Annotated in this window: 27 protein-coding genes; 10 read left to right on the top strand and 17 right to left on the bottom strand. The window is 52.8% G+C overall.

Going from position 1 to position 23574, the window contains the following annotated elements:
• The first annotated feature begins 50 nt into the window (after positions 1 to 50).
• Positions 51 to 668, top strand: coding sequence for a 2,3-bisphosphoglycerate-dependent phosphoglycerate mutase (locus BM258_RS11490; protein WP_090072367.1), 618 nt, complete (start codon positions 51 to 53; stop codon positions 666 to 668).
• 87 nt (positions 669 to 755) lie between these two features.
• On the opposite strand, the gene BM258_RS11485 is transcribed toward BM258_RS11490, so the two are convergent.
• A complete protein-coding gene (locus BM258_RS11485; RefSeq protein ID WP_090072685.1) occupies positions 756 to 1700 on the bottom strand; it encodes a methylated-DNA--[protein]-cysteine S-methyltransferase in 945 nt (314 codons plus the stop codon).
• Positions 1701 to 1859: 159 nt separating this feature from the next.
• On the opposite strand from BM258_RS11485, the gene nth reads away from it, so the two are divergent.
• Positions 1860 to 2690 carry an endonuclease III gene (nth, locus tag BM258_RS11480; protein WP_090072365.1) on the top strand — a complete coding sequence of 277 codons (831 nt, stop codon included), beginning with the start codon at positions 1860 to 1862 and terminating at the stop codon, positions 2688 to 2690.
• 83 nt (positions 2691 to 2773) lie between these two features.
• Here the strand turns inward: nth and BM258_RS11475 are convergent, their stop codons facing one another.
• Positions 2774 to 3472: a sulfate transporter family protein gene (locus tag BM258_RS11475; RefSeq protein ID WP_090072682.1), complete on the bottom strand. Its 699-nt coding sequence runs from the start codon at positions 3470 to 3472 to the stop codon at positions 2774 to 2776.
• A 226-nt stretch (positions 3473 to 3698) separates the two neighbouring features.
• Here BM258_RS11475 and BM258_RS11470 point away from each other — a divergent pair, with 226 nt between their 5' ends.
• Complete coding sequence (locus tag BM258_RS11470) at positions 3699 to 4697, top strand: adenosine kinase (RefSeq protein WP_090072364.1); 999 nt, start codon at positions 3699 to 3701, stop codon at positions 4695 to 4697.
• Between the two features lie 111 nt (positions 4698 to 4808).
• Here BM258_RS11470 and coaA read toward each other — a convergent pair whose 3' ends face one another.
• From coaA to hisB, 7 genes are all read right to left on the bottom strand, one after another.
• Positions 4809 to 5762 carry a type I pantothenate kinase gene (gene coaA, locus BM258_RS11465; protein WP_090072362.1) on the bottom strand — a complete coding sequence of 318 codons (954 nt, stop codon included), beginning with the start codon at positions 5760 to 5762 and terminating at the stop codon, positions 4809 to 4811.
• A gap of 228 nt (positions 5763 to 5990) precedes the next feature.
• A complete protein-coding gene (locus BM258_RS11460) occupies positions 5991 to 6314 on the bottom strand; it encodes a phosphoribosyl-ATP diphosphatase (protein WP_090072360.1) in 324 nt (107 codons plus the stop codon).
• A 96-nt stretch (positions 6315 to 6410) separates the two neighbouring features.
• Complete coding sequence (gene hisF / locus BM258_RS11455) at positions 6411 to 7193, bottom strand: imidazole glycerol phosphate synthase subunit HisF (protein WP_090072358.1); 783 nt, start codon at positions 7191 to 7193, stop codon at positions 6411 to 6413.
• Positions 7187 to 7939 (bottom strand): 1-(5-phosphoribosyl)-5-[(5-phosphoribosylamino)methylideneamino]imidazole-4-carboxamide isomerase, encoded by a 753-nt coding sequence (gene hisA / locus BM258_RS11450; RefSeq protein ID WP_090072356.1) that lies wholly within the window; start codon positions 7937 to 7939, stop codon positions 7187 to 7189. Before hisA ends, hisF begins: the two co-directional genes overlap by 7 nt.
• On the bottom strand, positions 7940 to 8590 hold the full coding sequence (gene hisH / locus BM258_RS11445; RefSeq protein WP_090072354.1) for an imidazole glycerol phosphate synthase subunit HisH: 651 nt from the start codon (positions 8588 to 8590) through the stop codon (positions 7940 to 7942). It lies immediately after the preceding gene.
• Positions 8590 to 9129: a DUF2628 domain-containing protein gene (locus BM258_RS11440; protein WP_090072353.1), complete on the bottom strand. Its 540-nt coding sequence runs from the start codon at positions 9127 to 9129 to the stop codon at positions 8590 to 8592. Before BM258_RS11440 ends, hisH begins: the two co-directional genes overlap by 1 nt.
• Before the next feature lie 69 nt (positions 9130 to 9198).
• Positions 9199 to 9792: an imidazoleglycerol-phosphate dehydratase HisB gene (hisB, locus tag BM258_RS11435; protein WP_090072351.1), complete on the bottom strand. Its 594-nt coding sequence runs from the start codon at positions 9790 to 9792 to the stop codon at positions 9199 to 9201.
• A gap of 355 nt (positions 9793 to 10147) precedes the next feature.
• Here hisB and hslV point away from each other — a divergent pair, with 355 nt between their 5' ends.
• The gene (gene hslV / locus BM258_RS11430) at positions 10148 to 10720 is read left to right on the top strand and encodes an ATP-dependent protease subunit HslV (protein ID WP_090072349.1); all 573 of its coding nucleotides are present in this window, start codon (positions 10148 to 10150) and stop codon (positions 10718 to 10720) included.
• Positions 10721 to 10840: 120 nt separating this feature from the next.
• Positions 10841 to 12148, top strand: coding sequence for an ATP-dependent protease ATPase subunit HslU (gene hslU, locus BM258_RS11425; RefSeq protein ID WP_090072347.1), 1308 nt, complete (start codon positions 10841 to 10843; stop codon positions 12146 to 12148).
• Positions 12149 to 12258: 110 nt separating this feature from the next.
• Here the strand turns inward: hslU and BM258_RS11420 are convergent, their stop codons facing one another.
• The 4 genes from BM258_RS11420 to BM258_RS11405 are packed head-to-tail and all read right to left on the bottom strand — an operon-like array spanning position 12259 to position 15243.
• A complete protein-coding gene (locus BM258_RS11420) occupies positions 12259 to 12660 on the bottom strand; it encodes a helix-turn-helix domain-containing protein (protein ID WP_090072346.1) in 402 nt (133 codons plus the stop codon).
• 48 nt (positions 12661 to 12708) lie between these two features.
• Positions 12709 to 13332, bottom strand: coding sequence for a Smr/MutS family protein (locus tag BM258_RS11415; RefSeq protein WP_090072344.1), 624 nt, complete (start codon positions 13330 to 13332; stop codon positions 12709 to 12711).
• Positions 13333 to 13344: 12 nt separating this feature from the next.
• Positions 13345 to 14460, bottom strand: a complete 1116-nt coding sequence (mltA, locus tag BM258_RS11410; protein ID WP_090072342.1) for a murein transglycosylase A — start codon at positions 14458 to 14460, stop codon at positions 13345 to 13347.
• A 51-nt stretch (positions 14461 to 14511) separates the two neighbouring features.
• Positions 14512 to 15243, bottom strand: a complete 732-nt coding sequence (locus BM258_RS11405; protein ID WP_090072341.1) for a Tim44/TimA family putative adaptor protein — start codon at positions 15241 to 15243, stop codon at positions 14512 to 14514.
• Positions 15244 to 15389: 146 nt separating this feature from the next.
• On the opposite strand from BM258_RS11405, the gene BM258_RS11400 reads away from it, so the two are divergent.
• Both BM258_RS11400 and secB read left to right on the top strand, forming a co-directional pair.
• Positions 15390 to 15968 (top strand): FxsA family protein, encoded by a 579-nt coding sequence (locus tag BM258_RS11400; RefSeq protein ID WP_090072339.1) that lies wholly within the window; start codon positions 15390 to 15392, stop codon positions 15966 to 15968.
• A gap of 302 nt (positions 15969 to 16270) precedes the next feature.
• Positions 16271 to 16768 carry a protein-export chaperone SecB gene (secB, locus tag BM258_RS11395; RefSeq protein WP_090072337.1) on the top strand — a complete coding sequence of 166 codons (498 nt, stop codon included), beginning with the start codon at positions 16271 to 16273 and terminating at the stop codon, positions 16766 to 16768.
• A 115-nt stretch (positions 16769 to 16883) separates the two neighbouring features.
• Here secB and dnaQ read toward each other — a convergent pair whose 3' ends face one another.
• From dnaQ to BM258_RS11375, 4 genes are read right to left on the bottom strand one after another with little or no spacing between them, the layout of a single operon-like run.
• Positions 16884 to 17639 (bottom strand): DNA polymerase III subunit epsilon, encoded by a 756-nt coding sequence (gene dnaQ, locus BM258_RS11390; protein ID WP_090072335.1) that lies wholly within the window; start codon positions 17637 to 17639, stop codon positions 16884 to 16886.
• A 42-nt stretch (positions 17640 to 17681) separates the two neighbouring features.
• Positions 17682 to 18284: a dephospho-CoA kinase gene (gene coaE / locus BM258_RS11385; protein ID WP_090072334.1), complete on the bottom strand. Its 603-nt coding sequence runs from the start codon at positions 18282 to 18284 to the stop codon at positions 17682 to 17684.
• Between the two features lie 9 nt (positions 18285 to 18293).
• Positions 18294 to 19172, bottom strand: coding sequence for a shikimate dehydrogenase (locus BM258_RS11380; RefSeq protein WP_090072332.1), 879 nt, complete (start codon positions 19170 to 19172; stop codon positions 18294 to 18296).
• A 2-nt stretch (positions 19173 to 19174) separates the two neighbouring features.
• Complete coding sequence (locus BM258_RS11375) at positions 19175 to 19771, bottom strand: Maf-like protein (RefSeq protein WP_090072330.1); 597 nt, start codon at positions 19769 to 19771, stop codon at positions 19175 to 19177.
• A gap of 637 nt (positions 19772 to 20408) precedes the next feature.
• Between BM258_RS11375 and hemE the strand changes: the two genes are divergently transcribed.
• From hemE to rho, 3 genes are all read left to right on the top strand, one after another.
• Positions 20409 to 21440 carry a uroporphyrinogen decarboxylase gene (gene hemE, locus BM258_RS11370; RefSeq protein WP_090072329.1) on the top strand — a complete coding sequence of 344 codons (1032 nt, stop codon included), beginning with the start codon at positions 20409 to 20411 and terminating at the stop codon, positions 21438 to 21440.
• Between the two features lie 57 nt (positions 21441 to 21497).
• The gene (gene hemJ / locus BM258_RS11365; protein ID WP_090072327.1) at positions 21498 to 21950 is read left to right on the top strand and encodes a protoporphyrinogen oxidase HemJ; all 453 of its coding nucleotides are present in this window, start codon (positions 21498 to 21500) and stop codon (positions 21948 to 21950) included.
• 267 nt (positions 21951 to 22217) lie between these two features.
• Positions 22218 to 23483 (top strand): transcription termination factor Rho, encoded by a 1266-nt coding sequence (gene rho / locus BM258_RS11360; RefSeq protein ID WP_090072325.1) that lies wholly within the window; start codon positions 22218 to 22220, stop codon positions 23481 to 23483.
• Positions 23484 to 23574: the final 91 nt, after the last annotated feature.

Genomic DNA, 23574 nt, shown 5'->3' with positions numbered 1-23574 from the left:
GCTCAGACCAACAGAAAAGCGCTTCAATTTGCAGTTAAGGAGTGAATCCGATGGAACGGACACTAGTGCTGGCACGTCATGGCCAGAGCGATTGGAATCTGAAAAACCTTTTCACCGGCTGGAAAGACCCCGACCTGACCGAACAGGGCACCGCTGAAGCGATTGCTGCTGGCAAGAAGCTCAACGATATGGGCATGAAATTCGACGTTGCTTTCACTTCCGACCTGCAGCGCGCCCAGAAAACCTGCCAGCATATCCTTGATGGCGTTGGTCAGTCTGACCTGACGACCTACCGCGATCTGGCCCTCAACGAACGCGACTATGGCGATCTGTCTGGCCTCAACAAAGACGACGCTCGCAAGAAATGGGGCGAAGAGCAGGTGCATATCTGGCGCCGTTCTTACGACGTTCCTCCTCCGGGTGGCGAAAGCCTGAAAGACACCGCAGCCCGTACGCTGCCTTACTTCATCACCGACATTCTGCCACAGGTCATGGCTGGCAAGTCTGTTCTTTGTGCAGCACATGGTAACTCCCTGCGCTCCATCGTGATGGTTCTGGACCGCCTGAGCAGAGAAGAAATTCTCGAAGTCAACCTGGGCACCGGTGTTCCTATCATCTACAAATTCAACGCTGACACCACGATTGCTTCCAAGGAAATCCTTGGCTAATCGAAGCGTTATGCTGAATAGTGAAAAGGGTGGCTTTGGCCACCCTTTTTTTGAACAGCGAATATTGATCGCGCGGGGCATTCGCGCCTAAATATCATTGCCGCCCAAATGGCCCTGTTCCCAGCCAAGGATTGCCCGCTTGCGCGTGAGGCCCCAGTGATAGCCGCAGATGGAGCCCCCTTTGCCAACCACACGATGGCAGGGCACGACAAAGGAAATGGGGTTGCGACCAACCGCAGAGCCCACTGCCCGGGCGGCCTTGGGCTTGCCCATATGGCGTGCAATGGTGGAATAGGTCGTCATGTTACCCAAGGGAATCTTGAGCAACATCTCCCAGACCCGCACTTCGAAATCGGTTCCAATCAGGGTAATGCGCAGGGGCTGCTCCTGCTGCCAGGCTTGAGGGGTGAAGATATGGGCGGCAAAGGGGCGCGTTGCCTCGTCATCCTGCTGATAGTTGGCCCGCGGCCAACGGCTATACATGTCTGAAAGCGCGGCCTGCTCATCGCCCTTGTCGGCAAAGGCAAGACCTGCCAGACCATGGTCCGTGACCATCACCAGAGCCTTGCCAAAGGGGCTTGGGTGGAAGCCAAACAGAATGGTGAGCCCCTCACCCTTGGCCTTATAGGCGCCCGGCGTAATCGCTTCATGGGTGACAAACAGATCATGCAGGCGTGATGATCCGGACAATCCGACCTCGAAGGAGGCTTCCATTACGGAAGCGGACTGATCCAATATTTTCTTGGCATTATCTAAAGTTACAGCCTGAATGAAGCCCTTGGGTGAAAGCCCTCCTGTCCAGCGGGTAAAAAGCCGCTGCAAGTGATGGGGCGACAGACCGATATGATCAGACAGACGTTCGAGGCTAGGCTGTTCGCGCCAATGATCTGTCAGATACTCGATCGAGCGACGGATGGTGTCATAATCCCGCAAGGCTTCCTGCTTGTCTTCCTTGCTCGTCTGGGCATCGGTCACGATGGGGCAATCCCCGTCCAGTGGCAGATGTATCAGCGGTTTTTGTTTTGGCGTCATGATGTCATCCCGAAATCGCATTCCCAAGGATGCTACTCGGCGCAGGCGGTTTCAACCACCCGAAACTTGCTTTGCACTTGTCTCTTGTCAGCCGGCATGAAGAATCGGATAAAGACAGAAGAAGACGCAAGGGCAGGGAAGTGACTGCCGAAATTGAGCATGAAGGGGACCATTGTGAGCGAGAAAGAAACCGCCGCTTCCAAAGGCAAGCCAAAAACAACCCGAGCAGCAAGCGCGAAAGCAAAAAAGCCCGTGCGTCGGCGCAAATGGAGCAAGATGCCCAAAGAGGATATCGAGGAGCTGTTTGCCCGCTTTTCAAAGCAACGGCCCAATCCGCGCGGTGAATTGGATTATTCCAGTGCCTATACACTGCTGGTGGCTGTGGTTCTCTCCGCCCAGGCCACCGACGTAGGCGTCAATAAGGCCACAGGCCCGCTGTTCGCTGTGGCTGACACGCCCGAGAAGATGCTGGCTCTGGGGCAGGAAGCCGTGGAAAGCTACATCAAGACCATCGGACTTTATCGCAACAAGGCCAAGAATGTCATTCTGCTCAGCCAGAAGCTGATTGATGAATTTGGTGGCGAAGTCCCCGCAGATCGGGATGCACTGGTCAGTCTTCCCGGCGTTGGTCGCAAGACCGCTAATGTCGTGCTCAATATCTTTTTCGGCCAGCCGACCATTGCCGTCGACACCCACATCTTCCGCCTTTCCAACCGGCTGGAGCTGGCACCGGGCAAGACCGTGGAAGAGGTAGAAATGGCGCTCGAGCATGTGATCCCTGAGCCCTATGTGCGTCATTCCCATCACTGGCTCATCCTGCACGGACGTTATGTCTGCAAGGCGCGCAAGCCCGATTGCCAGAAATGTATTGTTGCCGATCTCTGCCGCTACAAGGAAAAGACCTATTCAGTGCCCGCCCCCATTGTGGAGCTGGATTCTTATGAAAATAAGCAAAGCACACCTGATAAAACGGGTGAATTCAGTTCGTAGAGCCTGCATCAGCGCATAGAAAAGCCGCCTCTCTAACAAGGCGGCTTTCTCTTTTCATCCATTCTTTTTCAATTCAGGCTGTTTCAGACAACCGGGCTTTCAATGCGTGAGGGTTTCGAGCCAGAGACCCATTTGTGGACATGCACCATGAAAGCGGTCGCAAACAGAGGTGTCAGAAGGTTGAGGAAGGGCACCACAACAAACAGTGAAATCAGCAGGCCAGACAGAAATATCTTGGCCCCGTGACGAGAGCGCAGCTCCTTGACTTGCTCACGAGAGCGAAAGCGCAGGGCTGCCTGCTCGAAATATTCCCTTCCCAGCAAATAGCCGTTGGCAACGAAGAATAGAGGCACCCCGAGCCCGAGAAACGGGATGAGGATCAGCACCAACAGGTTGACGCCAATCACGACCCCGAGGAAGCGGATCGTCTGCACGATGGCATCCATCATCGGCAAGTCCCGACCATGAGCTTCATGGGGATAGTAAGTGCTCTCGACGATATAGCTGACCTCATCAAGATAGAGCCCGGCGACGATGGCCGACACGGGGATAATGAGAAAACCAAGCCCGAAAAACAGCCCAAGGCCCGCCAGAATGCTGGCGCCTGTTTCCGCCCAACCGGGCAGGAAAGATTCCATGCTCAACAGATATTCCAGACCCGCTTGCATGCCTATGCCGACCAGAAGCAGCAAGAGAAGGGTGATGCCCAACATCTTCCAGAGTACCGAGCGGAAGGGTTTGGAGAAAAGCTGATTGAGTGCCAGAATGGCCGGAGACAACATGATTGGGTTCTCTTTAAAAGGGTTTTGTGCAGTTTCCTGCTTCACATAGGCGGGCATAAGCGCTTGTGCAAGGGGAATTCAGCCGATTTGCCGGTTGCCTTGGCGCTTTGTCTTCCTATACTGCGTCCAGCTTTTTACCAATCAGGAATACGCCAGCTTTTTCGGTCGGCACCAGCAGGCCGCACCCCGCTTGTGTAACCGGAAAAGACTATGGCGGGAGTAAGAGATGACTGCACCACGTTTTGATGTTCTGGGGATCGGCAACGCCATCGTTGATGTGCTTGCCCGCGTTGAAGATGACTTTCTGGTCGCCGAAAAACTGCACAAAGGCTCCATGAATCTGATCGATACCGAACGCGCCGAATATCTCTATGCCAAAATGGGTGCCGGTATCGAGTCTTCAGGCGGCAGTGCAGGCAATACGATTTTCGGGCTAACCAGCCTTGGTGGCAAGGCTGCCTATTTCGGTAAGGTTGCCGATGATCAGCTCGGCGAAATCTTTGGCCATGACATGCGCTCGCTGGGTGCGCATTTTGATACCAAGCCTCTGGTAGACGGCGACCCCACCGCACGCTGCATGGTGCTCATTTCGCCCGATGGCGAGCGCACCATGAACACCTATCTGGGTGCTTGCAGCGAGCTGACCGAGCAGGATATCGACGAACAAGTCGTCCAGGACTCCGGCATCCTCTATATGGAAGGCTATTTGTGGGATAAGGAAAATGCCAAGAATGCCTTCAGGAAGGCAGCCAAGGTTGCCCATGCAGCTGGTCGAAAGGTTTCCATAACCCTGTCAGACAGTTTCTGCGTTGACCGCTTCCGCGAGGAATTCCTCGAGCTGATGCAGACCGGTCAGGTTGATATTGTTTTCGCCAATGAATCCGAAGCCAAGGCGCTTTATCAGACGGCAGACCGGGCAACCGCGCTCAATGCGCTGCGCCGCGATACCACGCTGTCAGCCGTCACGCTGGGATCTGAAGGTTCGGTTGCCATTTCTGGCAATCAGACCCATCATGCACCGGCCTGTGCCATTCGCGAGTTGGTGGATACCACAGGTGCTGGCGATCTATATGCCTCGGGCTTCCTTTATGGCCTGTCTCAGGAAATGAGCCTTGAAAAATGTGCCTTGCTGGGGAATTTCTGTGCTTCGGAAGTCATTCAGCATGTCGGCCCAAGGCCGGAACATGACCTGAAACAGGCGGCTGATCAGGCGCAATTGCTTTAAAGTCGATGGCTGTAATCGCCGCTTTCTAAGCAGGTGAAAAGACGAGATTTCTATAAAAAAGGCAGCTCTTAAGGCTGCCTTTTCTTTTTATCCATAGCCGAACCCTGCTGCTCAGAGCTTTCTGAGCATGACGGTAGTGATCGCGTGACCATCTTCCTTGCGCAATACAAGATCGGCACGAGGGCGGGTAGGGAAGATATTTTCACGCAAGTTCACCAGGTTGATCGAGCGCCACAGATCCTTGGCAATCTGGAGTGCGTCTTCTTCCTCAATCAGGGAGTAACGGTGGAAATAAGAACCGGGATCCCGGAAGGCGGTCTCGCGCAAGCGCATGAAGCGATCCAGATACCACTGGTGCAACATGTCTTCATCCGCATCGATATAGACCGAGAAATCGAAAAAGTCGGAGACAAACGGCACATCCTTGGCATCAGTGGGCAGAATGCTGGTCTGCAGCACATTCAGCCCTTCAAGGATCAGGATGTCGGGTTGATCAACGATCTGGGCCTCGGTCGACATCACATCATAATAGAAATGGGAATAAACCGGAGCGCGCACATTGCGTTTGCCCGCCTTTATGTCGGTCAGGAATTCGATCAGGGCCGTGCGGTCATAGCTTTCGGGAAAACCCTTGCGACGCATCAGGCCTTCGGCTTCCAGCACTGCATTGGGCAGCAAAAAGCCGTCAGTCGTTACCAGATCCACCTTCGGGCTTGCAGGCCAGCGGCTGAGCAGCGTCTGAAGCAGACGCGCTGTGGTCGACTTGCCCACCGAAACCGAACCGGCAATGCCGATGATAAAGGGGGTCTTGGGTTCATTGGTCCCCAGGAAATGCTGTGTCGCGTTGTTCAGGCCCTTGGCAAACTCAACATAATAGCTAAGCAGTCTGGACAGCGGCAGGTAGATTTCCTCGACTTCCTGAAGGGAAATCGGATCATTCAGACTCTTGATTTTCTCAAGGTCGGAACGTGTCAGGGTGAGGGGCGTATCGGCGCGCAATGTCGCCCATTCGTCGCTGGAAAAAACCCTGTAGGGGGACAGTTGCCGGTCTACCGTTTGCTTCATTGTAAATCCTCGGAGCCTTTTTGATCGACTGGCTGTCGATTTCGAGTTGCACGCTCCTTTAGCCCGATCCTGCACACGCTTACTGGTGTTTTGCTCCGATACCGGAAAACTGCGCGGGGCAAGCGCGCGCACCCTAGCGAGTGAATCTTGCCAACGGCTTGATCAAGCTCAATCTCTACAGGCTTTTTTGCATCTGCGAACCCGCAAAAAGGCTCATTCCAGTAGACTTTAGTCCGCCGGACGCGATGCTTTCTCCTCAAGACCCGTTTGGCCGGTGCGGCTCGCCAATTCATCCATAACATCAGAAAGTGGCACATTGGAGATCTTCAGCACCACCAGGAGATGGTAGAGCAGGTCAGCGGTCTCTGAGGTCAGCTCCTGTTTGTCTCCCTCAACCGCGGCGATCACGGCTTCCACGGCTTCCTCACCCATCTTCTGGGCGCATTTGCCAACGCCCTTGCCGATCAGCTTGCGGGTGTAGGATTTCTTGTCTTCCGATCCGGCGCGCTTGTCGATGATGGCTTCAAGATCAGTGAGCGAGAATTGTGTCACGGGGTATGTCCCTTTCCTGCAAAGGAAAGCTCGCCTCTCGGGGAGGCAAGCCTTTTTATTAGTTTCCGGGCATCAGACCCGGATTGATAGCCGAGCCTATTTGTTGAGGTCCATCCGCATCGGGATGCCTGCCTTGACCATATAGTCCTTGGCTTCCTGAATGGAATATTCGCCAAAATGGAAAATGGAGGCGGCTAGAACAGCCGTGGCATGGCCATCGCGCACGCCTTCAACCAGGTGATCAAGTGTGCCGACACCGCCAGACGCAATCACCGGAACCGTCAGCATATCCGCAATCTTGCGGGTCAGATCGATATCAAAACCAATCTTGGTACCATCCCGATCCATAGACGTGAGCAGGATTTCGCCAGCCCCAAGATCAACCACTTCTTGCGCATATTCAATGGCATCGATACCGGTTGGCGTACGGCCACCATGGGTGAAGATCTCCCATTTAAGGGGCTCACCTTCCTTGGAGACGCGCTTGGCATCCACGGAGGCCACAATGCACTGGGCCCCGAATTTCTCCGAGGCTTCCTTGATGAATTCACGACGCAGCACCGCAGCGGTGTTGATTGACACCTTGTCCGCACCTGCCTTTAACAGATCACGGATATTGTCCGTCGTGCGGATGCCGCCACCGACGGTCACCGGCATGAAGCATTCTTCGGCAGTGCGGCGGACCACATCAAGAATGGTGCCGCGATTTTCGTGACTGGCGGTGATATCGAGGAAGCAAAGCTCATCAGCACCGGCAGCATCATAGGCCTTGGCGCTTTCCACCGGATCGCCTGCATCCTTCAGATCAACGAAATTGACGCCCTTGACGACACGGCCGTCCTTGACATCAAGGCAGGGGATGACACGGGCTTTCAGCATTCTTTCTCTCCAGCGGCTTTGGCAGCGGCAATAAGGCCAAGGGCCTCGTTCGGATCAAGGCGTCCATCATACAGGGCGCGGCCTGTGATCGCGCCTTCCAGAATGGCGCAATCAGGCTGCAACAGGCGTTTAACATCTTCGATGGATGCCAGACCGCCCGATGCGATAACCGGGATGGAGGTTGCATTGGCCAATTCCAGCGTCGATGGGATGTTGAGCCCTTTCAGGATGCCATCGCGATCAATATCGGTGTAGATAATGGCGGCAACACCAGCATCCTCGAACTGTTTGGCCAGATCAACCGTGGTCAGCTCGGAGGTTTCGGCCCAGCCTTCAACAGCAACCTTGCCACCCTTGGCATCAATCCCCACGGCGATACGCCCCGGAAATGCCTTGCAGGCCTCTTTGACCAACTGCGGGTCACGCACGGCAACGGTACCCAGAATCACCCTTGTGATGCCTTTTTCAAGCCAATGCTCGATACCCTTCAAGTCGCGAATGCCGCCCCCCAACTGTACCGGGTTGGTGGTATTTTTGAGGATGCTGTCAACGGCTGCGGTGTTTTCCGACTTGCCAGCAAAGGCGCCGTTCAGATCCACCACATGAAGCCATTCAAAGCCTTGGTCCTGAAACTGGCGTGCCTGATCGCCCGGATCATTGTTGAAAACCGTGGCCTGATCCATATCGCCCAGTTTGAGACGTACGCACTGACCATCCTTCAGATCGATAGCGGGAAAAATGATCATTTACGGCCTCCATTTGAGGAAGTTGGAAATCAGGGAAAGGCCGAGTTTCTGGCTCTTTTCCGGGTGGAACTGGGTTCCGATGATATTGTCGCGCCCAACGCAGGCGGTAACCGTTTCGGCATAATCGGCGGTGGCCAGAACATGCGCGGGATTGGCTGCCTTCAGGTGATAGGAATGCACGAAATAGGCATGCAAGCCATCAGGACCGGTGGGAATGCCCGCCCAGACGGGATGGTCTTTCACCAGTTCCACGGTGTTCCAGCCCATATGCGGAATCTTGAGGCTCGGATCGGCAGGCTCCAGCGACACCACATCGCCCGGAATCCAACCCAACCCTTCAGTGATTTGATATTCCAGCCCGCGGCTGGCCAAGAGCTGCAACCCCACGCAAATGCCAAGGAAGGGCTTTCCCCCCTTGATCACCGCTTCGTTGAGCGCTTCGACCATGCCATCAACCGCATCAAGCCCCGCCCGACAATCGGCATAGGCGCCAACGCCAGGCAACACGATATGACCCGCTGTGCGCACATCTTCGGGATGCGATGTCACCAGCACCTCAGCCTGAAAGCCGCTCTCTCTGGCAGCTCGCTCAAATGCCTTGGCTGCCGAGCATAGATTGCCCGAGCCGTAGTCAATGATTGCTATGCGCATTATTTCGTCTCCTGGGAGGAATTGGGCGTTGGAAACAGGCCAAGAACCGGACCATTTGATATCTTACCGGTCGGTTCAGCCGTTGCAAAACGCTTCAATCCCTTATCATTCACCGACCGCGATGCCTGCGTGTAGGTCGGGGTTTCTTTTTTGTCGGCTCTGTCTGCAGCTTCAAGACGGAAGGCAATATAGCGCTGCTCGCAATGCTCTTGGTCTTCCGCATAAAGGGTCACGACTTCCTGATAACCCTTTCTCTCAAGCTGCCAACCAATCAGATTGGGGGCCTCAACACTGATCCAGACACTGATGATCAGGCTGATCAGCATCTCGGACCATAAGGGCAGGGTGTCATAGAGCGACCAAAGGGGAATCATGAACAGGCAATAGCCGAGCAGAACCCACCATAAACGCTTGAACAGCATCCACAGCACGGGCAGGAAAAAAGCCAGCGCTGAGTAATGGTTCTTCAGAATAACCGCGCTTTCCACTGTCTGATCGAGGGAAAACCCCGGTTTTTCATAGATCGTATAGGAAGCCATAACCTTGCCTATGTGAGAGGGCCTGCCTTGCAGGACATATCCGAACAGATCACCTCAGACCCGCAGGATTTATCCATTCAATGTTCCCTTGGTTGAAGGAACCCGATCGGCCTGACGTGGATCCACTTCCACTGCCATGCGCAACACCCGCGCAACCGCCTTGAAGCAGCTTTCCGCAATATGATGATTGTTGGTGCCGTAAAGATTGGCGATATGCAGCGTAATACCGGCATTCTGGGCAAAGGCATGAAAGAATTCTTCAAACAGCTCAGTGTCGAAATCGCCCACCTTGTCTCGGGTGAAGGTCACATCCCAGACAAAGAAGGGGCGGCCAGACACATCCACCGCAGCGCGGGTCATCACTTCATCCATCGGCAGATGAACGTCCGCATAGCGTGCAATGCCCTTTTTGTCACCGAGCGCCTGTTTGAAGGCCTGCCCGAGGGCGATACCGATATCTTCTGCCGTATGATGGGCGTCGATATGCAGATCGCCTTTGGCCTTGATTTCCATATCAATCAGGGAATGGCGCGACAATTGATCGATCATATGGTCCAGAAAGCCGACACCTGTATCAATGCTGTAAGAGCCTGTTCCATCCAGATTGATGGAAAGGGAGATGTCGGTTTCGTTGGTTTTACGAGTGATCGATGCTGTGCGCATGAAGGCATTCCTTCGTTTGGTTCATTCCAGCGTTATTGAAGAGGCCACCGTTTTGTAAAGGCCATCGATATGTATCAGGGCGCAGTTGACAAATCCATAGCGCGTAGCGTCCAAAATGCAACTGAGAAGGGGCGATATTTGTGGTTTTAATCCCTTTGTTGACGGAATACCAACGAAAGCTGCCCTAAATGGCACAAATGAACGCAAAGGCCTTGCATTCGGCTTTCAATCAAAGCGAGATTGAAAATCGCAGTGTGATGCTTACATCTGATTAGACACATGCGGCTCAAGCAAGCTTGATCCGCCTACCCACACGGCCCGGAGCAAACGGGCAAGATGATGGATTAATTCATTCATGACAGAACAGTCTTCTAACAATTCGGCTTTCCCCGGCTGGCGCGGAACCACCATCCTCACCGTTCGCAAGGGCGGCAAGGTTGTTGTCGCAGGCGACGGACAGGTGAGCCTTGGACAGACCGTGATCAAGGGCAATGCGCGCAAGGTACGCCCTTTGGGCAAAGGCAATGTGATTTCGGGCTTCGCAGGAGCCACCGCAGATGCCTTCACGCTGTTCGAGCGCCTCGAAGGAAAGCTTGAACAATATCCCGATCAATTGACCCGTGCCTGCGTGGACATGGCCAAGGATTGGCGCACCGACCGTTATCTGCGTCGTCTGGAAGCCATGATGATCGTGGCCGACAAGGATGTTTCCCTTGTGCTCACCGGTACCGGTGATGTTCTTGAGCCGGAAAACGGCGTTACGGCCATCGGGTCGGGCGGCAACTATGCCCTCGCCGCTGCTCGGGCTCTTATGGATACCGATATGGATGCCGAGGCAATCGCCCGCAAGGCAATGGCCATCGCGGCTGAAATCTGCATCTACACCAATGACAATCTGACCGTCGAAATACTGGATGCCAGCCAATAAGGCATCTCTCTTGCCCATGGGCTGGTGTGACTATCAGGGCCTTTGCCCTTAATGTCCATTCCAGCCTCGGCAAGACCATCAGGATCTGACATCAGTCAGAAGCCTTCAGGAGATACAAGTATGACCAATTTTTCCCCTCGCGAAATTGTTTCCGAGCTGGATCGCTTCATCGTAGGGCAGAAAGACGCCAAGCGGGCCGTGGCGATTGCACTTCGGAACCGCTGGCGGCGGCAACAATTGGATGACGACCTCAGAGAAGAGGTCCTGCCGAAAAATATCCTCATGATCGGGCCGACCGGTGTCGGCAAGACAGAAATTTCCCGTCGTCTGGCCAAGCTGGCTAATGCGCCTTTCATCAAGATCGAGGCGACCAAGTTCACCGAGGTTGGCTATGTCGGCCGCGACGTGGACCAGATCGTGCGTGACCTCATTGAAAGCGGCATTGCGCTGACGCGGGAAAAGAGACGCAAGGATGTGCAGGCCAAGGCTCACGGTGCGGCTGAAGAGCGCGTGCTGGATGCTCTGGTTGGTCCGGGCGCCGGTTCTGCCACGAGAGACAGTTTCCGCAAGAAGCTGCGCGATGGGCTGCTGGATGAAAAGGAAATCGAGATCGAGGTGAAAGATACCTCTTCGCCGATGTCCTCCTTCGAGATTCCCGGCATGCCGGGAGGCTCTATGGGTGTGATGAACCTGTCCGACATGTTTGGCAAAGCCTTCGGCGGACGCACCAAGCAGCGCAAGATTCATGTGAAAGACTCCTACGAGCTGTTGATCACTGAAGAATCCGACAAGCTTCTGGATGAGGATAAAATCATTTCGGAAGCGGTATCATTGGTAGAAAATAGCGGTATTGTTTTTCTTGATGAGATCGACAAGATCTGCGCACGAGAAGGCAAGGGGGGCGCTGATGTCTCCCGTGAAGGCGTGCAGCGCGATTTGCTGCCGCTGATCGAGGGGACGACGGTAACCACCAAATATGGTCCGGTGAAAACCGACCACATCCTCTTCATCGCTTCAGGGGCCTTCCATGTGTCCAAACCATCGGATTTGCTGCCGGAGCTTCAAGGCCGCTTGCCAATCCGGGTTGAGTTGCGGGCGCTGACAAGAGAAGACTTCAAGGCCATTCTCATCGACACGGAAGCCAATTTGCCCAAGCAATATTCGGCATTGATGGCCACCGAAGAAGTGACCCTTACCTTTAGTGATGATGCCATCGACACCATTGCCGATATTGCCGTAGAGCTGAACAGCACCGTGGAAAATATCGGGGCGCGTCGCTTGCAGACCGTGATGGAAAAGATCCTCGAAGACATCTCATTCGAAGCTCCGGATCGCGGTGGCGATACCATCGAAATCACCGGCGACTTCGTACGCAATAATGTGGGTGAACTGGCCAAGAATACCGACCTCAGCCGCTATATCCTGTAGTTGGCTTCTCACTTCATTGAAGCACCCAATAAAAAGGGCATTCCGCACCTCGGAATGCCCTTTTTCATGTCGTCTCTTGATGCGGTCCAGACCATAATTATTTCTTATGGTCAGGTTTGATCCCTGAAATCGGGTGTTCCCATGCCGCGCCCGCGCGATGAGGCAGACCGGACCTGTAAGATCAACGCCTCAAGGCTTTCTTTTGAAATCTGATCGATACGATCTGCCAGCAGGTTGGCAAGCTCGGTGGCGCGGGGATCAAGGCCGGCGGTACGGATGGTTGGATTCGGATCCGAAATTTCTGCCAACCGCTGCAATTCTTCGGCTTCATCCCAAATTACGTTGAAATAGGCGATGATGCGCTGGATGAGGAACCAGGTGGGCTTGCCTCTTTTGCCATGCTCAAGAGCCGACAGATAGGCGCTTGAGACATCCAGCCGATCGGCCATTTCCTTAAGCGTCAGCTTGCGTTCTTTGCGCATACGCCGCAATTTTGCACCAAAGGGAGTCATGGCTCAGATCCTTGTATCTGATAGAATAAGAAAAACTTGGGGCCCACTCTAGCGGATTTTGTTACGCCGTCTCAATCTTATATGCAAGGCACCCGCTCCGCCAAGCGACGGGTGGGCCTCTTCGAACCCCACAATGATGCTACGGACATCGGGCTCGGACAGCCATTTTGGCACGACCCGCCGCAACACACCTTTTTCCTGTCCAATGGCGTAGGTTTCCCGCTCGCCCCGGCTGCCCTTGCCGGTGATGACAAGCACATGCTTGCGATTCTGCTGGTGAGCACTCTTAAGGAAGCCGAACAGGGCTGTGTGAGCTTCGCGCTGGGTCATACCATGCAGATCAAGCCGCGCATCAATGGCCATTTGGCCACGCACAATGCGCTTCTTTTCTTTCCGGTCTATCCCTGCCAGAGGCAAAGTCGTTTTGGATTTCGAGGTTGCCTTGCCGCGTATACCGGCTTCCTTGAGGGCATTCAATTCAGCATCGCTGGCCCGGCGCTGAACCGGATGGGTCGCATCAGGCTGATTGCCGGGGTCCATCAGGCTTTGTGTATCGATTGTTTCGATCAGCGCCTTCAGCTCTGCAGAGCGGCCTTCAAGCGGCTCTACCGTTTTGGCAACTTTCTGCCAGAGCTTGATATCCTTGCGACTGAGGGGAGGTTTACGGGCCATTGATTCCTCCTCTCATTCATCAACTGCCAACTTTGGCCGGTTAGGCATCAGGCAGATAAAGGTTGTGTCTTGCTGAAGCTTTCCGGCGCGTGCGCCCGCTTCGGTTCCGGTTCCGACAAACAGATCGCCGCGGGCTGCACCCTTGATTGCAGACCCGGTATCATGGGCAAATACCATTTGCTTGAAGGGTTTATCCTCTCCGCTCGCGTCAGGCAAGGTCGTTTGCAGCCAAAAAGGCAATCCGAATGTGTGCAAATGCCGATCAACCGCCATGCTACGCATGGGCACAAGAGGCACTCTGGCTGCCGCACGGGGGCCGAAGGCTTGTGCTCCGTCTGCTTCATCATTGATCGCTTTAAAATAGATGTAGGATGGATTTTTACCCAGAAAGTGATGGCCATCGGTACCACGTGCCCTGAGATAATCGATCAATCCATCCATCGTGATCGTCTCAGCGGTAAAGACCCCCTTTTCGATCAACAGCTTGCCCAAAGAACGATAGGGATGGCCGGATTTGCCATCAAAAGCGATACGCATGCGCCGTCCACCGCCCAGATCGATGGTCGCCGAGCCCTGAATATGGATGATATAGGCTTCGAAGGGATCTTTCAGCCAAACCAGTTCCAGATGCTTGTCATCAAGAGCTCCGGCCATGACCTCGGCACGACTGTGATGGAACTGATAGCCATCAGCGCCTTGGCGCGCAAAACTGGTCTCGGCGGTAAACCCGGCCTTTAGAGCCTGATCTTCAGAAAGAGCCACCAGATCATCGGGTCTTTTATGCAAGGGAAAGCAGAAGCATTTATCCGGCTCGTGGCGCCCTTCGAACACCGGCTCGAAATAGCCGGTCAACAGACCCGGTCCAGCGATAGCCTCGGGATGAAAGTGTGTTTCAAAAAAATGGCGGGCTTGTGTGTTGTCTAGAGCCTGATCAACACTTTCAGCAAAAAGGAGCGCCTGCTCGCAGACAGCCAGAAGGTCTTCGGCCCGTGCGCTGCCAGCTCTTGAGGTTGGCGGGCTTTGCAATAGATAACGGGCAGCATGACAAAAGGCGGCAAAAGCCGCCTTGTGATCATGGTCTCGCCATCCGGCAAGGTCTGAAAAAGAGATGTTTTCGGGCCCTGCCATTGCGCGTTGCTCCTTTGGATCTTCCCGTATCAACTGCCAGAAAATCCGGATTTATTGGGCCGATTCAGTGCCGATCAGTTTCCAGTTCGGGTTGCGGCTGGTGACATCGCGGCTGAAGGTCCAGATATCTGTAACATCTTCCACTGCGTTCGGATCCCCCTCGATCACATGCCCAATCTCGTCCTTGGTGCAGGAGGTGATGGAGGAGACAAACCGCACTGTGATCTGCGCTTCATTGCCAGCCACTTCGGCTTCCACGATGGACGATTTGTTGATGCCGATAAAGGTAAAATCAACGCGCAGCTTGTTGGCTTCTCGATCATCCAACGCGGCGGAGAAACCCGCAAACACATCGGCGGCCAGAAGCTGCTTGAGGGTTTTCCGATCGCCTTGTGCATAAGCTGTGACAATCATCTCATACGCTGCACGGGCACCCGAGAGGAAGGTATCTGGATCAAAATTGCGATCCATTGCCATCAGCTGGGAAAGTGCCGCGTTGAGCGATGAGCCTTCAGGCGCGATCTTCTCGATCCGCTTGCTTTTCTCTTCAGTGGATTCTCGCTCATTGTCCACACGCTCAGGCAGGGCAATTACGTTGTCGCCGGTATCATCGGCATGCGGTGCCTTTTTCTCTTCGCTGCTCTCGTGGTCTGAAAAGGGATCAAAAGGATCGGCTTCGTTGCCTGTTCTCGTGCCTAAAACATCCTTTAATCGCCAAAACAAGACGACAGCGATAATGAGGAAAACGACTGAAGTTAAATCGAAACCGAGGAATTGGGACATATAGCTCGCCTTGACCAAGTTGATTTTTGCAAAAAAGCACTGAAACTTTCACTTTTCTTTCTATATTTAGGGGAGGGCTCCTTGCAAATCCATAATGGATAACGAAAGGAGCATAAAAAACACAGACTTTTGAGGAGAACGCTTAAGTGACGCACAAATCGCTCTTTCCATTCCTTCCCTTTCTGCTGCTGGCAGTGCCGATCTTGGAAATTGGCGTGTTCATCATTGTGGGTGGACAAATTGGCGTTCTCAACACCCTGCTTGGCATTTTGCTCACCGCGGTGATTGGCACCATTCTATTGCGGCATCAAGGCTTTGCTCTGGTCGGACAGGCCCAGCAGCAGATGAATCAGGGCAAGATTCCCGGCAAGGAAATGGCCCACGGGGTCATGTTGCTGGCAGCAGGCCTGTTATTGCTTACGCCGGGCTTCGTAACAGATACCATCGGCTTTTTGCTTCTGGTTCCCGGCATACGTGATGGTATATTCCACTTTTTCAAATCCCGCGTCACCATCGCCGGCATGCAGGGGCAGTCTTTCAGTAACGGCTCCACCTATTATGAAAGCTACAGCTACCAGAGTTATGACGCGCCGAACAGAGAAAACAATACTCGCCCGGATAATGATGACATCATTGATCTGGATGAGGATCAGTTCGGGGAAGTAAATGACCGGGATGCCATTGAAAGCAAAAAAGACGGCAACTCACCTTGGAATAAAAACTAGGATCTCAGGCTGCTGCACGCCCGAATAGATGACGATCTGATGAAATTGCTTCACATATTCTGGGCAAAGCTGGCAAATGGATTGGCTAATCTGGCCTTTACCTTGTTTCAGCCGGATCATCATGCTACAGCGGTTCTTAGACAAGAGGATTATCATTTCGGACCCTGCAGAAGCGCCTGGGTAAGCTATGGGAGGCGATCAGGTTATCAAAGCCTGATCTCGACAACAATTCTGGCGCTGGGTGTTCAGGCGATCCATTTGGGATCCAAATTTGTTCAACCAATAAATTAGGAAACAGTTTTATGAGCGACGCACAAGAAAATGGCGCAGCTGAAGGCGGTGAACTCAAACTGCCAGGCCTGAGAATTCTAGCCCAATATATCAAGGATATGTCCTTCGAAAATCCAAACGCTCCAGATTCTCTGCGCCCTCGCGAGAAAGCGCCTGAGATTAACGTTCAGATCAACGTCAATGCAACGCCACTGTCGGAAACTGAATTCGAAGCCGAGCTGACATTGAACGCCACCGCGACCAGCGACGAAACGACCATGTTCAACGTCGAGCTGCTTTATGCCGGTATCTTCTCCATTTCCAACGTTCCGCAGGATCAGCTGCATCCGTTCATCATGATCGAATGCCCACGCATGCTGTTCCCGTTTGCACGTCAGATCATTTCCGATGCGACTGCACGTGGAGGTTTCCCGCCGCTGAACGTGGATCCGATCGATTTTGCTCAGCTTTACCGTCAGCGCATGATGGAAATGGCTGCACAGCAGCAGCAGGATCAGCCTACCCAGTAAGCTGCTTTCACCTGTCAAAATTCAAAAGCCGACCGGTTTATCCGGTCGGCTTTTTTGTTGCTCAATTTTGAAAATTGCGATCCCGTTTCACGTGAATCCGTGTCTCAAGCAAGCCTTATGCCTCAGTTTGATCCTGATCTGCTTCTTCACCAGGTTCCGGTGGCATATAGTGTGACCAGATCATCTCGCCTTTTAGCTCTCCAAGAAAAACGCGATGTGCTGAAATTTCCTCTTCCGTAAGCCTTGTAGGCAGCGGAGAGGGACGTGCCTTGGCAGGTTTGCGCACGCGTGTCGCTTCCCAATCCTCGCCATCGGAATCATTCTGCTGGTCATTGGACAGCATGAAGCTGGTCTGGCGGCCACCAATCAATTCCAGATAGACATCGGCCAAAATCTCACTATCGAGCAAGGCTCCGTGCAAGGTACGCTTGGAGTTATCAATACCAAAGCGACTACAGAGAACATCGAGATTGTTTGGACCTGCGGGGAATTTCTGGCGCGCCATGGCCAACGTATCGATGACAAGATCATTCTTGATCTTGGGAAAACCGGCTTTATCCAGTTCCCAATTGAGAAATTTCACGTCGAAGCTGGCGTTGTGGGCGATCAACACGGTGTCTTTGATAAAGTCGTGAAAATCCTTGGCGATTTCAGCAAATTTCGGTTTATCCGAGAGAAATTCTTCTGAAAGACCATGCACCCGGAAGGCCTCTTCGGGCATATCGCGTTCTGGATTGATATAAACGTGGAAGTTATTCTCGGTCGGCAAATGGTTGATGAGTTCAACACAGCCGATTTCCACGATCCTGTCGCCAGTCATGACATCAAGGCCGGTCGTTTCCGTATCGAATACAATTTCCCTTAGCGCCATTTCAAACTCTCTTCCAAATCAAATCACTTTGCAGACTATGATCTATTCGCCCGTTTGTGCAAAGCGGCTTCTGACATCATCCAGAATTGCTTCCACCTGCCGGGCAGCAGCTTCCAGCCCCTTGCCAGTGTCGATGACATAATCAGCGCGGCTGCGTTTCTCAGCATCGGGCATCTGCTTGGCCTTGATGGCCTCGAACTTTTCGGCTGTCATGCCCGGACGCTCAAGCACACGCCTCCGCTGGATACTCTCATCGGCGGAGACGACAACAACGACGTCCACACGGTCCTGTGCATGGGTTTCATAAAGAAGGGGGATATCCAGAACAACAATGTCGGCCTTATCCGATTGGGCTTTCTCGAAGAATTTCCTTTCCTCGGCCCGCACGAGAGGGTGAATGATACTTTCCAGCCGACGCATGGCTTCCGGATTTCCGATCACCTTTTGAGAAAGCACCGCACGATCGACCCCCAGAGGCCCGGTGGTTCCGGGGAACTCGGCTTCAATCAATGGCACGGCCTCACCGTGATAAAGCTCATGAACCACGGCATCTGCATCGTGAAGCGGACAGCCACGCTGCACAAACATCTGTCCTGTGGTGCTTTTACCCATGCCAATGGAGCCAGTAAGGCCAATCTTGATCATGTGTCTCTCCTAAAGCTGCGCCAGCACCTCTTCGCGCAAGGCTTCAGTTACTGTGGGTCGCTTGCCAAACCAGTGTTCAAAGCCCGGGACTGCCTGATGCAGCAACATGCCCAGCCCATCAACGACCAGATTGCCTCTCATCCTTGCCTGCCGCAACAGATCCGTTTCAAGGGGATTGTAGACAATATCAGTCACCAATGCAGAGGCGGGCAGAGCGGAAAGGGAAATTTCTAGAGGTGGCTGACCGATCATGCCTAGGCTCGAGGTGTTCACAAGCAGGTCGATATCGCAAAGCTGCTCAGACCGTTCCTCCCATTCGATGCACTGCAATTGATCGTCATATCCAAGCTCAGTGAAGAGCTTCGCAAGCATTTCTGCCTTTTCTTTTGTTCGATTCGCAATCGTAACGGTCGAAAAGCCACGCTCTATCAAGCCATTGATGATGGGTCGTGCAGCGCCTCCGGCGCCCAACACCATTGCATGGCCGCCCTTTTTGCTATCCCAACCGGGCTGTAGCTGATCAAGATTGGCCAGAAAGCCGTAGCCATCAGTATTGTCAGCATGGAGCTTTCCATCCTCAAACCAAAGGGTATTTGCGGCTTGAAGTCTTTTGGCCGCAGGATGAACCACATCGGCAAAGGCCAGAACCGCCTGTTTGTGCGGGATTGTCACATTGCCACCGGCAAATCCCTTGTCTTTCATCTCTGCGATAAAGCTGGCTAATGCGCCCGGCTCAACGGCGATCTTCTCATAAGAGCCGGCAAAGTCGAACTTTTTGAGCCAATATCCATGAATGACCGGTGATTTGGATTGTTCAATGGGCCAGCCAATGACAAAGGCTTTGGGCGCACTGGAGGAGAGCGCACTGGATGAATTGGTTTTGGTCATGATCAGAAATCCAGTCCCTGTTGGTCACGCAAATAGCCGAGCAATGGGAGTAGGGGCAATCCCAGGATGGTGAAATAGTCGCCATCAATCTTTTCAAACAATTGCACGCCAAGCCCTTCCAACTGGTAACAGCCAACGCTGGAGCGCACCTGATCGCCAACGCGCGCCATATAGCGCCCGATCTCTTCCGGGCTCAATGGCCGCATGGTGAGAGTAGCTGTCGAAACATGGTTCCAGAGGATCTCCCCATCTTTTGCACAAGCCACAGCCGAGTTCAGCTGATGGCTCTGACCGGCCAATTCCAGCAGTTGGCGGCGCGCGGCGGCTTCGTCTTCTGGTTTGTTGAAGCGTTTATCCCCAAAGCCCAATGTCTGATCCCCACCGATGACCAGCGCACCAGGATTGCGAACGGACACTTCGGTTGCTTTCACCTGAGCAAGCAGAGTTGCGATATCGGCAGGAGAGGCCCCTGCTGCCAATAGAGGCTGTTCGGCGGCGCGCTCATCAATTTGCGCAACCGATGTCTCAAATGAAAGGCCGGCATTGGACAAGAGCTGTGCCCGAGCCTGACTTTTGGAAGCTAGAATCAATGGAATCATGAAAAAGGTCCAACCGTTGAGAAGATGATCCGAGTTTTAGAGCAAGCAGGCGTCAAACAAAACGGCTGTTGTGGATCTTTCCCCTCTGTCACGATTTACACAGGCTGAAAAGGCCGGAAAACAGCAATTTCCGTCATGAGACTGTCTTAATAGAGGGTTAAGACCGGCTCCAACAATCGATTCTTCAACAGGGGGTGTGGGCAACAGGGGATAATCAAGCCGTTTTTCCCGAGCTTGGCTTTTCATGCCCGTTAACCATTTATTAATCCCCAAGCTGAGTTGAGCAACGCCTGTTTTATTAACACTCTGTTTACTGAGGTTAACAAACAGTTAATACACACTTTGTTAAACTTTGCTCAATTTCTGTCTCCATAAAGCCCCCAGATTTGACCACAGAAGACTCCGCAGAATTCTGCCTCAGACAAGACTTGTCCCCATTGGTCCCTAAAAGTTACTAGAAGGTAAGGACTGTTGAATCACAGTTGTTCAAGAGTCATTGTGGGCAATGTGTGGGCCAAAAATAACTCCCACAATCCACGGTCTAAAAGAAGAAACAGATTCTAAAACTTAAATATTTTATTAGGAAGTTTGTTGGGAATCGTGCTCAATTCGGACTGCAAACGGGGAGACAAAATTCGTGAACAATCGACGCTTGATGAACGTGCTCAATGGCCAGACTGAGAAAGTTCCTCCTATCTGGTTGATGAGGCAAGCGGGAAGATATCTTGCTGAATATCGTGCTACCAGAGCAGAGGCAGGGAGTTTTCTCTCCCTTTGCTACAATCCTGATTTGGCTTGCGAAGTAACCCTTCAGCCCATCCGTCGATTTGGATTTGATGCAGCCATTCTGTTTTCCGATATTCTCGTAATTCCCGATGCACTTGGGCGTTCGGTAAGGTTTGTTCAAGGGGAAGGTCCGCAGCTTGATCCGATCTCTCCTGAAGAAATCAAGGATCTCGACCCTTCGATCGTTCTGGAGAATCTAAATCCGGTTTTTGAAGCAATTGGAAAGATTCGAGAAGGGCTACCAGGGGAAACCACCTTTCTTGGTTTTTGTGGTGCTCCCTGGACCGTTGCCACCTATATGATCGCAGGCCATGGCACACCGGATCAGGCTCCTGCCCGTTTGTTCGCTCGCAAGTATCCCGAAGCTTTTCATGCCTTGATCGATGTGCTGGTTGAAGCATCCATCCTGTATCTGGTCAAACAGCTGCAATCAGGCGCTGACGCGGTGCAGATTTTTGATAGCTGGGCGGGCGTGCTGGATGATGCGCTCTATCTTTCGGCTTCCCGTGATCCCATCGCCAGAATTGTGGCGGGTGTCCGCGCTCAAATTCCGGGCGCGAAGATTATCGGCTTTCCAAAAGGGGCGGGTGTGCGGCTCGTTGATTTTGTTGAGGCCACAGGCGTAAATGCCATCGGGTTGGACTGGACCGTACCACTGGACTGGGCGCGGGATGTCTTGCAGCCGAAAGTGGCTTTGCAGGGTAATCTGGATCCGACCTTGTTGATGTCTGATGAACGACATCTGGATGAATCCATTGACCGGATCATGGCGTCTTGGAGCAACGGACCTTTTATTTTCAATCTGGGTCATGGTATTTCCCCGCAAGGCAATATCGATCTGGTTCATCGACTGATTCAGCGGGTGCGTTCCTATAGGGGCTAAGCTTGATATTGAACGAGCAAATGACCGGGCTTTTGTTCAAGTGAATTGAGGACTGAAATGGATTTTCTGGAATTTCTTCCCTATGAGTGGACAAAGGCCCTGCACATCATCTCTGTCATCACATGGATGGCAGGGATTTTCTATTTGCCGCGATTGTTTGTCTATCATGCAATGTCTGAGGTCGGGTCTGAGAAATCTGAAATATTCAAGGTCATGGAACGAAAATTGCTGAAGGGCATCATGAACCCTTCTCTGATTGCATCTTGGATTTTCGGTTTGTGGCTGGCCTTTGGTCATGGCATTTGGACTGCTGATGCCATTTGGCTTCATATCAAGTTTCTTCTTGTAAGCCTGATGACCGCTTACCATATGGTGTGTGCACGCTATGTGCGTGTCTTTGCTGCTGATGAAAATCGCAAAGACCATGTCTACTATCGTTATTTCAACGAAGTTCCCACGCTGTTGATGGTGGCTATCGTCATTCTGGCTGTTGTTAAACCCTTTTACTGACGGCAAATTCGGGGTTTGAGACTAGCAATTCGTCTCAATTTGGCTCTTTCATCTGGTCTCGCGTCATATTTTTGTATCACAGGGCTTGCCCAGTCTATGCGAAGCAGCTATGTTCCGCGAAATCGTTTCTAACGATGAATACCTTGGAGACGCTTTCTTTCCTTTGTTTTCCGGGGTTCTAGCGAGGCACAATAACAAACAACAGTGCCTTGTTTTCTTCCTACCTTTTTTCCCTTGGTTGCTTATCCCTTATATGAGAGTTTCGCTATGCGCGAAATGAAACTAAAAGAACTCAAAAAAAAATCTCCAACAGAGCTACTGAATTTTGCTGAAGAGCTCGAGGTCGAAAATGCCAGTACGCTGCGAAAGCAGGAACTGCTTTTTGCGATCCTCAAACAGCTTGCAGAAAGAGAAACAGATATCATCGGCGAAGGTGTCGTCGAGGTACTACAGGACGGTTTCGGTTTTCTGCGGTCGCCAGATGCAAACTATCTGCCTGGCCCGGATGATATCTACATTTCACCTTCCCAAATCCGGCGCTTTTCCTTGCGTACGGGGGATACGGTGGAAGGACATATTCGCAGCCCGAAGGAAGGCGAACGCTACTTTGCCCTTCTGAAGGTGAATACTGTCAATTTCGAAGATCCGGACAAGGCGCGTCACAAGGTTCATTTCGATAATCTGACGCCGTTGCATCCTGATGACCGCTTCAAACTTGAGGCGACTGATCCAACCGGGAAAGACATGTCCAGTCGAGTGATCGATCTGGTCGCTCCGCTTGGTAAGGGTCAGCGTGCTTTGATCGTTGCGCCGCCGCGTACCGGTAAAACCGTTCTTTTGCAGAATATCGCAAAATCAATCACGGCCAACCATCCGGACAGTTGCCTTATCGTGTTGCTCATTGACGAGCGCCCCGAAGAGGTGACCGACATGAAGCGGACGGTGAATGGTGAAGTGGTCTCATCTACGTTTGATGAGCCGGCTTCCCGTCACGTGCAGGTTGCCGAAATGGTGATCGAAAAAGCCAAGCGTCTGGTCGAACACGGCCGTGATGTGGTTATTCTGCTTGATTCCATCACGCGTCTTGGGCGTGCCTACAACACGGTTATTCCTTCTTCCGGTAAAGTTTTGACCGGTGGTGTGGATGCCAACGCGTTGCAGCGTCCGAAGCGCTTCTTCGGTGCAGCCCGTAATATCGAGGAAGGTGGATCGCTAACGATCATCGCCACCGCCCTGATTGATACGGGTAGCCGTATGGACGAGGTTATCTTCGAAGAATTCAAGGGCACGGGTAACGCCGAAATCGTTCTTGATCGTAAGGTTTCCGACAAGCGTATCTTCCCTGCCATGGATATCCTCAAATCGGGTACCCGTAAGGAAGAGCTTATGGTCGACAAGAAAGATTTGCAGAAGGTCTTTGTTCTGCGTCGTATTCTTGGTGCCATGAGCAATGTTGATGCCATCGAGTTCCTGCTCGATAAATTGCGTGCAACGAAGGACAATGCGGAATTCTTCGACAATATGAATACCTGATGTCCTGCATCCGCTTGTAAATTGGGCTTGCCCAATCGCATGTAAAAGATTAGAAAGCCGTCTGACAGTCGTTGGGCGGCTTTCATTTTGT

This window comes from Cohaesibacter marisflavi, assembly GCF_900115225.1.
GTDB lineage: Bacteria > Pseudomonadota > Alphaproteobacteria > Rhizobiales > Cohaesibacteraceae > Cohaesibacter > Cohaesibacter marisflavi.
This window is presented reverse-complemented; position numbering and strand designations above follow the sequence as displayed.